Below are 12,337 nucleotides of genomic sequence, written 5' to 3'. Positions count from 1 at the left end.
AGGTAAACGCTACTGTTTTTTGTTCTTTTGCTCTAAAGCGGGCGATTGTTCGGGTGCAGAGTTTTTTCGGATATCTATATGATATTCTTTCTCAGCTAAATCAATCATCATGTCAAACAAGATTGCTTTTTTATCTGCAACGTAAGCTTGTCGTTCTAAAAGAGCCTTTTGTTTTTCTAATAGCTTGACTTGGACTTCAAGTTCCATAATTTTTTGTTCGGGTGACTTTGCCATATTCAAAGGGGGTTGGTTTTCCCAATCAAAGTTACCAAATTTTCGTAACCAGCCCAGAACTGTAGCATGGCTTTGAATGCCATATTGTTTTCTAATTTGGGTAATTGATGAACTACCTTGCTCAACTTCTCTAACGATTTGAAGTTTTAAGGACATGCTGTTATCTCGCTGGGTGCGCTTTACATAATTCGTGTATTCTTCCATAACGATTGTTTTTGTGTATCGCTATTTCAGGACGGGACAAATTTAAAAATGAAGCGGGTGATACTTATGTTTCACCCGCTTTTTTTTGTTAATTTATTTTTTGATATTTTTTATTCTTTAGGATATCAGATGCCGATTGGTAATAGGAAATGGTTTCTTTAACAAGATCGGTTCTCTCGTTTTTTAAGGGAACTTGATCGTAATAAATTTGAAAAATTGGATCCACTTTTTGGTCTGTTTTTAAATGCAACTCAAATTGTTTAACCCTCTGTTTTGGTGAAATAATGGTTAGAACGTTATCTTTAATTAATCCTAAATCTTGATACGTAGCAATCAAAGCTCTTGGTTTATAGTCTGCTTTTAGTACGTCTTGTCCATAAAATTTACTTTGGTAATCAAAATTTAGAAGTCCAAATACCGTAGGCATAACGTCTATTTGTGACATTAGGTTAGTGTATTGAGCTGGTTCAATATAACCAGGACTGTAAATCATAGCAGGAATACGGTATTTATCAACCGGTAATTCTGTTTTTCCTGCACTTGAAGCACAATGATCAGCTAGAATTACAAAAACAGTGTTTGCAAACCAAGGCTGTTTTTGTGCCATTTCAAAAAATTTGCACATAGCATAATCCGTATACTTCACGCCACCATCACGTGATTTAGCATCTCCAGGAATGTCTATCTTTCCATTCGGGTACGTAAATGGTCTGTGATTGCTAACAGTCATGATGTGATTGAAAAAAGGTTGACCTGTTTTTGCTTCTTGATTCATTATTTTAATAGCCTTGTGATACATATCTTCGTCACAAACACCCCAAATATTGGCAAAAGTGATTTCTTTAGGTTCAAATGTTTTTTTATCTACAATGTCATAGCCATTGCCTGTGAAAAAATCCTCCATTTTATCAAAAAAAGCATCACCTCCATACATGAATTTAACTGCATATCCCTTTTGCTTGAAAATGCTCCCTGTTGAAAATTTATTTTTATTGTCTTCGCGCTTCACAACACTTTCGCCTGCAGTAGGAGGAAAGCATAAGGTTACGGCTTCAAGGCCTCTCACGGTTCTATTTCCAGCCGCATAAAGATTGGTGAAAACCAAACTTTTTGTCGCCAAACTATCTAAAAAGGGAGTAATACCATTTTCGTTACCATACATTTTCATAAATTCAGCACTGTAACTTTCAATCGTGATTAAAACAACATTTTTATGTTGTTCAGCAGCTACATTTTGAATGTCTCGTAAAGAGCTATTGTCTGTAATATTTGGAATTTGTTGCTTTAGCTGAGAAAATGCTTCTTGAGTTGGTATCGTTTTATAAAATTTTAAGTAATCCAATTCGCTGTGTACGAAAGCAAAATAAAATTTATAAATACCATTAGCTTGTAGCTCATTCGCAAATACATTTCTCGAATTTTCTTTAATCGATAAATAAGGCAAAGCAAGCAATGCGACACCAAAAAGGAAGAGATAGATTCCTGATATTTTAATTTTTTGTATAAAAGTGGGAATGTTTTCTATATAGCTTTTTGATTTTTGGACAATGAAGTACGTAATGAATCCCGCTAATGTAAACAAAGCCGAGAACAATGGAATTACGGGATAAGATTCCATGATGTTTCCTATTACTTCATTAGTATAAATTAAATAATTGACTGCAATAAAATTGTAGCGAACACCAAATTCATTCCAAAAGAAATATTCACTGATACCATTTTGTAAAATCAACAGAACATATAGTAAAATAACAAAAGAGAACAACCAAAACCGAATTGTATTACGATATTTCGGTAAAAAAAGTAAAAGTCCAAAAAGGATTGTTTTTATAGAAAGAAAACCAATTGCAATTTTTGGTAACGCGCTACCATATTCATTCAAAATAGTATTGCCAAAAGTTATGTAGCAAAGCATTGCTACAAAAAGTCCTAGGATTATATATCCGTAAGGAGAATGATATTTGGCGTTTGAAATGAATATTAAATAAAGCCACAAGAATGAGCTAATCACAATAAAAACCAAAACGTCCGAAAGAAATCCTAAAATATAAATCGAGAAAGTTTCAGTAGCAGTAAATGAAGACTGTGTTATCGGATGAAAATAAAGTGCGAGCCGAATTACCAAACTAATTGTCAGGTAGAACATCAGTAAATAATTAAATGGCGCCGTTAACTTAAAAAACTTCATAATTCTTTTTTCGGAAAATGTAACGGTAGTTAAAACATTGATATTTTAAGATTTGCTTAATGTTGCTCGCTAAATTAATATTAACTTAAGAAAGGCCATTGTGGAAATCAGCAATCAATAAAATGAATAATTTTACAGAGAATTTTAATTCAAGGTCAAATGAAGAAATCCATTATTTTTTTATTCCTCATGATAGGAACAATAGGTTTTTCACAAAGCTGGAAAACATCTTTTACCGAAGCAAAAGCTCAAGCTGCTGCCGAGAACAAAAACATACTTTTAGTTTTCTCAGGATCGGATTGGTGTGCTCCTTGTATAAAATTAGACAAAACCATTTGGCAATCGGAAGAGTTTAAAAGTGAATCTGCTCAAAAATGGGTGATTTACAAAGCGGATTTTCCAAAGAAAAAAGCCAATTTATTGCCAGCAGAATTAACCGAAAGCAATAAAAAGTTAGCTGAGCAATACAACAAAGCAGGAAATTTTCCGCTGGTACTGTTGTTAAATCCTGCAGGTTCAATATTAGGAATTAGTGGTTATAAAAACGTGAGTCCACAAGAGTATATTCAATTGATTCATTCTTTCGAACAAAAATGAAAAAGATAGCCTTTTTAATAGCAGTTATTTGTAGTCTTTCGGCACAGTCACAAATCATTCACAAACGCAAGTTGTTTATGTTAGGGAGCCCATTTGAGGTTACTGCCGTTGCAAAAGATACAATTTCCGCCAACGTTTATATAGATTTGGCTATAGCCGAATCAAAACGAATAGAGAACTTAATCTCAGATTGGATTCCCACCACTCAAATTTCTCAAGTCAATAAAAATGCGGGTATTAAGCCAGTTAAAGTGGACAAAGAAGTTTTTGAATTGGTCGAAAGAGCTATAAAAATTTCGAAGTTAACCAATGGAGCTTTTGATATTTCGTATGCTTCGATGGATAAAATCTGGAAGTTTGACGGGACAATGAAAGTAATGCCTACTGAAGAAGCCATTAAAAAATCAGTAGAAAAAATTGGCTATCAAAACATCATATTAGATCCTAAAGAGCAGACCATTTTTCTGAAATTAGAAGGAATGAAGTTAGGATTAGGAGGAATAGGACAAGGGTACATAGCCGACAAAATAAAGAGTTTATTATTTTCTAAAGGATGTTTGTCAGGAATCATAAATGTTTCAGGTGATATAAATGCGTGGGGAAAGCAACCTGACGGGAAACCATGGACAGTAGGAATTGTAAATCCCGTAAATAGAAATAAAATTTTCGCCACTTTTCCACTAACCGATAGTGCGGTGGAGACTTCAGGAAACTACGAGAAATTTGTTGTTTTTAATGGCAAAAGATACTCACACATCATTGATCCAAGAACTGGTTATCCTGCCACGGGAATTGTAAGTGTGTCTGTATTTGCAAAGCAAACAGAAATTGCAGATGCCTTAGCTACAGGAATTTTTGTGCTTGGAGTAGACGTTGGTTTGGATTTAGTCAATCAAATAAAAGGAGTAGAGTGCATCATTGTAGATGATACGGGTAAAGTTCATTCCTCAAAAGGAATAGATACCAAAAATGCAATCAATTAAATAGTAGTGCGATGATAAAGAAATTAGGATTAATACTAGTAGGATTGTTTGTTTTGCAATCTTGTAGCTCCGTAAAGGAATATGAAAAAGAAAAAATTAACGATCCTGATATGAAGCTATCAGCAAGAACGGCAGAACGTTATGAAACTTCTTTTCAAGTATATCGTGAAGCTTCAGCTGGAGCGAATGGTGGTAAATCAGGTGGTGGCTGTGGTTGCAACTAACCTTGCAAATATTTGACTTTAATAGCAATTCAATTAAAAATGAAGATAAAAATTATAGCACTCTTGCTTATTGGTACAGCAACTGCATTTGCACAAGATACAGCCAAGGAACCTGCATTTAAAAAGCGCGTATTAGAAACTACCGAAGTTGATTTTTTGGCAAGTTACTATACGCAAGATGGTTCAAGATCGGCTGTTTCAGGTGGGCTTGGTTCTGAAAAACTTACTGATGTAGCTTCAAATATTGTAGTGGCAATGCCATTAAATGATGATGATGTTTTAACTATTGATTTGGGTATTTCGGCTTACTCGTCAGCTTCCTCAAGTAATATCAATCCGTACGATACGACCAACGGTACGCCTTGGCAAGCCTCTTCAGGTGCATCACAGAGCGATCAGCTTACATCTATCGTAGCTAATTACAGCCATAGTAGTGATTCACGAGATCTTATTTGGAACGGAGATGTATCTTTTTCTAATGAGTATGATTACACTTCCGTTGGAGTAGGTGGTGGAGTAGCACGTTTGTTCAATGAAAAAAACACAGAGCTTAGCGTAAAAGTGAATGCCTATTTGGACCAATGGAGACCTATTTACCCAAAAGAATTATCAGATTTTGATGGTAATGGAAATAATTTTTTAAGTCAAGGTATTTTCAATGGTAGAACTATTTGGGATCAAAACGGACAAGCTTCGACAGCTTATTTACCGAGTGCTTTTAAGCCAGTTACTGCAGTTAATAGGAATTCATTTTCGGCTTCATTTGGATTTTCACAGGTTTTAACCAAGAAATTACAAGTTTCATTTTTCTTTGATGTGTTGCAACAACAAGGACTTTTATCCTCACCGTATCACAGAATGTATTTTGCTGATAAAGCAAACTTTTATGTAGGGCAGCCGCAATTTATTGCTAATTATACCAATGAAAACAATAAAGGAACGTATCAATTAGCCGATGATATTGAGCGATTGCCTGATAATCGTTTTAAACTTCCAATTGGAGCACGATTGAATTATTATGTAAATGAACGTGTTGCTTTGCGAACCTATTACCGCTATTATTCAGATAATTGGGACATACAATCGCATACCGCGAGTATTGAAGTTCCGGTAAAACTGACGGATAAGTTTACGGTTTTTCCAATGTATAGGTATTATACACAAACACAGTCTAAATATTATGCGCCTTACGAAACCCATTTGTCAACTGAAAAATTTTATACGTCAGACGCTGATTTAGCTACTTTTGATGCCAATCAATATGGTTTTGGAGTGAATTATACCGATATTTTCACAGTTGCAAAAGTTTGGAAATTTGGATTGAAAAATATTGATTTTAGATTCAATCATTACAAACGAAGTGATAATCTTACAGCCGATATTGCAACCGTTGCATTTAAATTTATAATGCAATAAAGCTTAATTTTACAAAAAAAGAAACATGCACTTATTAATTGTAGAGGATGAGGCTGGGATTATTCAGTTTTTGAAACAAGGATTAGAAGAAGAAGGCTATACCGTGAGCAGCGCTGCTGATGGGAGTCTTGCATTTGAGAAAATCCAAAAGGAAAATTTTGACCTCATTTTATTAGATTGGATGTTGCCCAAAATGACAGGTTTAGAGTTGTGCAAAGCCATTCGGTTAAAAAATAATACTACACCCATTATTTTTTTAACTGCTAAAGATACGGTTCAAGAAACTATTGAGGGGTTGAAAGCAGGAGCCAATGATTATATCAAAAAACCTTTTAGTTTTGATGAATTATTAGAACGAATCAAGATCCATTTTAGGAATCAAGGTGAGATTACAAAACTCACTTTAGGAAGCATAACAATTGACTTAGCGCAGCATAGGGTTTTAGTAAACAATGCGGAAGTTGCCTTTACACAACGGGAATTTGAGCTTTTGACATATTTAATTAAAAATAAAGGTAAAGTTTGTACCAGAACACAAATTATTGAAGATGTTTGGGACATTCATTTTGAATATGACACTGGTGTTATTGATGTTTTTATGAATGCAATTCGTAAAAAACTGAATTTAAAATTAGAACAAGACAATATAAAAACTATTCGTGGAGTAGGCTATATCGCTAATGATTAAATAAAAATGCAACAACTTTCATTTAAAAATAGAATTGCTTTCAATTATATTGTCACCACTGCTTTATTGATTTTTGTGGTGTTTTGTATTATCTATTCAATCGTAAAATTTAGTGTCTACAATCATGTCAACACTGATATTAAAAGCGAGGCAGACAAGCATTTAACCGAAATCGAAGTCGTTGGCAATTCATTTCATTTGACTCATAAAGAGGAATGGAAGGAACGCGAACACAACACACTTGATGTGAATCCTGTTTTTATTCAATTTATTGATCAAGATGGAAAATTAATTGAAAAGTCACCAAATCTTAAAAATATGACTTTGTCTTTTGATCCTAAGCATGTTTCAAATGTACTTTATGATGATGTTCTAGCCAATAGCGCCATCAGGCAGATGCAAGTTCCCATTTACAATAAATCTAAAATTATTGGATATTTAATCGTTGCTATGTCGCTTGAAGATGCTACGATGGTTCTTGATAATATCTCCAAAGTATTGATTATTACTTATCCTCTAATTTTATTAGTACTTTTTTTTCTGGCTCGTTTTATTGCTGGTCGCTTTATAAAGCCAATTAGTTCCATCATTACTACTTCAAACGATATTACAAAAGACAATTTGACTTCGCGAATTGTATTGCCTTTTCAAAAAGATGAATTATATGTTTTATCGCAAACAATAAATAATTTGTTGGACCGCATTGAAACTGCTGTAGAACGAGAAAAACAATTCACTTCTGATGCATCGCATGAACTCAGAACTCCACTAACAGTTATCAAAGGAACACTCGAAGTTTTGATCAGAAAACCGAGAGAACACGCTGAATATACCGAAAAAATAAACTTTTGTGTCAACGAAGTAAACCGCTTGAATAACTTAGTAGATCAATTGTTATTATTAGCTCGTTTTGAAAATCAAAAACAGACATTAAAAACAGAAAAAGTATATTTAAACGCCTTGTTTTTAGACACTATTTCTCGATTTTCAGCAATTATTCAAAGCAAGAAAATCAATGTTATTACCAATTTTTCGGCAGAATATTACACAGAAACAGATGGGTATTTATTTTCGATTGTAATTAATAATTTAATATCGAACGCTTTAAAATATTCGAATCAAAACGGAAACTTGACAGTAGTTTTGAAAGAAGTTGACTCTATAATTGAATGCCAAATTAGTGATACTGGGATAGGAATTCCTGCCGAAGATGTAGATAAAATTTTTAATCAATTTTACAGATCTCAATCCAGTAGTCATCCCGAAATTAAAGGCACCGGTTTAGGACTTTCTATTGTAAAAAGACTATGTACTTTACTGAACATTGATATTGCAATTAGCAGTCAAGAAAACAAAGGAACTACGATAATTTTAAGATTATTTGAAGCACACCTTAAGTAGTTCTTAAGGAAATACCTATCTTTAAACCTTACTTTTGAGGTATAAAAAAAGATTAAAATGCTTGAAAAAATAATTGCTTTCAGTTTAAAAAACAAACTCATTGTTTTACTATTCACACTCGGAATTTTTGGATTTGGTCTCTTTTCTGTTTTCCAAATTTCAATTGGTGCAGTTCCAGATGTCACCAATAACCAAGTTCAGGTAATCACAACTTCTCGTAATCTTTCTACACAAGATATTGAACAATTTATTACTTATCCGGTTGAAATAGAAATGGCTAATTTGCCTGGCGTAAAGGAAATTCGATCGATTTCTAAATTTGGTTTGTCTGTAGTCACCATTGTTTTTGATGAGAATTTAGGAACCTATCTTCCAAGACAACTTATCGCAGAGAAAATTAAAACAGCTTCTGAGAAAATTCCGCAAGGTTTTGGTACACCAGAAATGGGTCCAATTACCACAGGACTAGGAGAAATCTATCAATATACTTTAGAAGTTAAACCAGAATTTAAGAATAATTATTCAGTAACAGATTTACGCACCATTCAGGATTGGGTAGTAAAACGCCAGTTATCTGGAATTAAAGGTGTTGTGGAAATTAACACATGGGGCGGATTTTTAAAACAATATGAAATTGCAATTAGTCCATCGAGTTTAAAAGCGATGCACATTACTACCGCTGATGTTTTCACCGCTTTGGAAAAAAACAATAGTATTGCAGGCGGTGCCTATATTGAAAAAGTGAATCAAAGTTATTTTATCAGAGGCGAAGGTAAAGTTAATTCACTAGAAGATATCGGCAATATTGTGGTTACAACTACAAATGGTTTGCCGGTTTACATCAAGAATGTTGCGCAAATTCGTTACGGTCATGCCAATCGTTTTGGTGCCATCACTGGCAATGGCGAAGGTGAAAAAGTTTTGGGTCAAGTCATGATGCTAAAGGGCGGAAACTCCAAACAAGTTATTGATGATGTAAAGACTAGAGTTACCGAAATTCAGAAATCACTTCCTGAGGGAGTTTACATCAACGGATTTTTAGAACGAAGCGAGTTAGTAGGGAAAACGACTTTTACCGTTGCCGAAAACTTGATTTTAGGATGCTTAATCGTAATTTTTGTTGTGGTACTATTGCTAGGAAATTGGCGTTCTGGCTTGGTTGTGGCCTCTGTAATTCCATTATGTTTGTTGTTTGCCATTTCGTTCATGAATATATTTGGAATCGATGCCAATTTAATGAGTTTGGGTGCGATAGATTTTGGAATTATCATCGATGGTGCTGTGATTATTGTCGAATTTATTGCGTTCCAAATAGCCAGTAAATCAGCTCATTTAGGAAATCTTAGTAAGGAAGAACGCCAGTTAGAGATTGACCAAATCACCTATAAAAGCGCTTCTAAAATGATGAATTCGGCTATTTTTGGCCAATTGATTATTCTAATTGTTTTTATTCCAATTTTATCCTTATCCGGAATCGAAGGTAAAATGTTCAAACCAATGGCAATGACGTTTAGTTTTGCTTTGTTAGGCGCTATGATTTTTTGTTTTACCTACGTTCCTGTCGTTTCTTCATTGTTTTTGAAACCAAAAGAAGAAAATCCAAATTCATTATCCAGCAGGTTAATCCGTAAATTGAATTCTTGGTATTTTCCTATTATTACTTGGGCTATAGCCAATACCAAAAAGGTTTTATATGGCGCGCTTGGTTTATTACTGCTGGCTGCTGGTCTTTTTGCAACCATGGGTGGAGAATTTATTCCTACTCTTGACGAAGGCGATTTTGTAATTCAGCCCGTTTTAAAAACAGGAACATCATTGACTAAGACAATTGCAATTACTACAAAAATTGAAAAAATAATCCTTAAAAATTTCCCAGAGGTCACTCAAGTTGTGAGTAGAATTGGTGCTGCTGAAGTGCCTACTGACCCGATGTCTATGGAAGAAAGCGATGTCATTGTGAAATTAAAACCAAAATCCGAATGGACTTCGGCTGCTACCAAAGATGAATTGGCAGATAAAATAAAAGAAGCTTTAGAAAATCAAATTCCAAATATGGAAATCGAATTTACGCAGCCGATAGAAATGCGTTTCAACGAATTAATTTCGGGCACCCGTTCTGATGTTGCTGTTAAAGTTTTTGGCGAAGACCTAACTATTTTGGCTGAAAAGGCTGAGGAAATTAAAAATTCAATTGCAAAAGTAGAAGGTGCTTCGGATATTATCATCGAAAAAACGGAAGGTTTACCACAAATGTCCGTAGTTTATGATCGTTCGAAAATTGCCCGTTATGGGTTGAATGTTGCTGATTTGAACGAAATGATTGCCCTTGGCTTTGCCGGAAAAACCGTTGGAACTGTTTTTGAAGGCGAAAAACGTTTTGATATGGTTGTGCGTTTGGATCAAACCAACCGACGAGATATTGAGGATTTACGTAATTTATACGTTCCAACTCCAAACGGCGAACAAATTCCCTTGCGCGAGTTGGCTTCGATCGAATATACTGAAGGTCCTGCGAAAATTTCTAGAGATAATACCAATAGAAGAATTGTAGTGGGAATCAACGTTAGGAATCGTGATTTACAGAGTGTAGTTACCGATATTCAGCAAATTGTTGAAAACAAAATCAAATTACCAGCAGGTTATTACGTAAAATACGGCGGGCAATTTGAGAATTTACAAAGTGCCAAAGCCCGATTGATGATAGCAGTTCCTATCGCTTTATTTTTGATTTTTATCCTTTTGTATTTTGCATTTGGATCCGTGAAAGAGGCGTTAATGGTCTATTCAGCAATTCCGTTGTCAGCAGTTGGTGGTGTTTTGTTTTTATGGCTGCGTGATTTGCCGTTTAGTATTTCAGCAGGGGTTGGTTTCATTGCACTTTTCGGAATTGCAGTTTTAAACGGAATTGTCCTAATCGAACATTTTAAAGAACTTAAACATCAAGGAATGAAAGACATGGATGAATTAATTTTGAAGGGAACTACAGATAGATTGCGTCCGGTATTATTGACTGCAGCTGCTGCCGCACTAGGATTTTTACCAATGGCAATTTCATCTTCGGCTGGAGCCGAAGTACAGCGACCTTTGGCAACGGTTGTTATTGGTGGATTGTTTACGGCAACTATTTTAACCATGATTGTATTGCCTATTTTATACAAAGTTTTTGAAGGTCAGTCTTTCAAAAAAGCAAAGTTCAAAAAGAATCAAACTACTACTTTTATCATTTTGTTACTGTTGAGTACATCATTTGCTTTCTCGCAAAATACTAATCCAGAATTAGATAATTTATTGTCGAAAGCAATGCAAAACAATAAAGGAATTAAAGCGGCTCAATTGCAAGTGGATAAGACTAAAGCTAATATCAAATCGGCGAATACTTTTGATAAAACCAATATTTATTACAGTTACGATCAAAATAATTTGGCATTGAATGAACTGCCCTTGCGTGTTTTTGGCGTGCAACAACGTTTTGCTTTCCCAACGGTTTATGGGGCGCAGAAAAAAGTATTTTCATCTGAATATGAAAAGGAAAAAGCAAATTTTGAAATTCAGAAAAACAAACTTTCTTTGGCTGTAGCCAAATCGTATCAGCACATTGTTTATTTGCAACATCAAGAAAAACTCTATCAGTATTTGGATAGTTTGTATCAAAATTTCTCCAAAGCCAGCGATAGGCGTTTTGAATTAGGAGAAACAAATTATCTGGAAAAAATTACGGCTCAAGCCAAGTTTAGGCAAATAAGAACCAAGCTTTCACAAATTGAGAATGACAAAAAAGCACAATACGAACTGTTACAATCCTTACTTCAAAACGATGAAACAATTGTGGTAAAAAGCAATAAAATTATACCCTTAGAATCTTCTATTGATGAAACAAGTAAAGCGATATATGTTGCTTATTTAGAAAGTATTACATCTAATTACAAAAGCCAAATTATGTTGCAAAAACAACATTGGCTTCCGGATATTAACCTAGATTATTTTCAAGGTAGAAATAATGGATTATCGCAGTCGTTGTATGGTTTTCAAGTTGGGGTTGCGGTACCCATTTTATTCTCAGGACAAGTAGCAAAAAGTAAAGTAGCAAAGCTTGAATTGCAAAGTTGGGAACAACAAAAGCAAAATGAAGCCACAAAAATAGAGAAGTACATCACTCAAAAAAAGAATGAATTAGCAAAGCATCAAGAAGCAATAAACTACTACAATCAATACGGAAAAAAATTATCGGATGAGATTATAAAAGTTGGAAATAACAGCTACAAACATGGTGAAATTGATTTCTTTCAATACATCCAAAGTCTAGAAAATGCCACAACTATTCAAGTGGATTATTTAGATACTATTTTGCAATTCAACCAAACCCAATTAGATTTACAATACCTCAATTTTTAATATTTTACCA

General features: G+C 34.3%; 9 protein-coding genes. 7 read left to right on the top strand and 2 right to left on the bottom strand.

Features of this window, described 5'->3' with window-relative positions; all coding sequences use genetic code 11:
* Nucleotides 1–9 precede the first annotated feature (9 nt).
* On the bottom strand, nt 10–438 hold the full coding sequence (locus LQ189_RS07200) for a hypothetical protein (RefSeq protein WP_230154403.1): 429 nt from the start codon (nt 436–438) through the stop codon (nt 10–12).
* Nucleotides 439–526: 88 nt separating this feature from the next.
* Nucleotides 527–2,626, bottom strand: coding sequence for an LTA synthase family protein (locus LQ189_RS07195; protein WP_230155374.1), 2,100 nt, complete (start codon nt 2,624–2,626; stop codon nt 527–529).
* Nucleotides 2,627–2,785: 159 nt separating this feature from the next.
* On the opposite strand from LQ189_RS07195, the gene LQ189_RS07190 reads away from it, so the two are divergent.
* The 7 genes from LQ189_RS07190 to LQ189_RS07160 are packed head-to-tail and all read left to right on the top strand — an operon-like array spanning nt 2,786 to nt 12,327.
* Complete coding sequence (locus LQ189_RS07190) at nt 2,786–3,223, top strand: thioredoxin family protein (RefSeq protein WP_230155373.1); 438 nt, start codon at nt 2,786–2,788, stop codon at nt 3,221–3,223.
* A complete protein-coding gene (locus LQ189_RS07185; RefSeq protein ID WP_230155371.1) occupies nt 3,220–4,206 on the top strand; it encodes an FAD:protein FMN transferase in 987 nt (328 codons plus the stop codon). The genes LQ189_RS07190 and LQ189_RS07185 overlap by 4 nt, the downstream gene beginning before the upstream one ends.
* Before the next feature lie 11 nt (nt 4,207–4,217).
* Complete coding sequence (locus LQ189_RS07180; RefSeq protein ID WP_086453315.1) at nt 4,218–4,430, top strand: DUF4266 domain-containing protein; 213 nt, start codon at nt 4,218–4,220, stop codon at nt 4,428–4,430.
* 39 nt (nt 4,431–4,469) lie between these two features.
* Entirely contained in the window at nt 4,470–5,846 is a 1,377-nt protein-coding gene (locus tag LQ189_RS07175) for a DUF3570 domain-containing protein (protein WP_230155369.1), read from the top strand.
* Nucleotides 5,847–5,871: 25 nt separating this feature from the next.
* Nucleotides 5,872–6,534 carry a response regulator transcription factor gene (locus tag LQ189_RS07170; RefSeq protein ID WP_210789487.1) on the top strand — a complete coding sequence of 221 codons (663 nt, stop codon included), beginning with the start codon at nt 5,872–5,874 and terminating at the stop codon, nt 6,532–6,534.
* Nucleotides 6,535–6,540: 6 nt separating this feature from the next.
* Nucleotides 6,541–7,935 carry a HAMP domain-containing sensor histidine kinase gene (locus LQ189_RS07165; RefSeq protein WP_230155367.1) on the top strand — a complete coding sequence of 465 codons (1,395 nt, stop codon included), beginning with the start codon at nt 6,541–6,543 and terminating at the stop codon, nt 7,933–7,935.
* Nucleotides 7,936–7,992: 57 nt separating this feature from the next.
* Entirely contained in the window at nt 7,993–12,327 is a 4,335-nt protein-coding gene (locus tag LQ189_RS07160) for a CusA/CzcA family heavy metal efflux RND transporter (protein ID WP_230155365.1), read from the top strand.
* Nucleotides 12,328–12,337: the final 10 nt, after the last annotated feature.

This window comes from Flavobacterium sp. CECT 9288 (assembly GCF_918731615.1).
GTDB lineage: Bacteria > Bacteroidota > Bacteroidia > Flavobacteriales > Flavobacteriaceae > Flavobacterium.
This window is presented reverse-complemented; position numbering and strand designations above follow the sequence as displayed.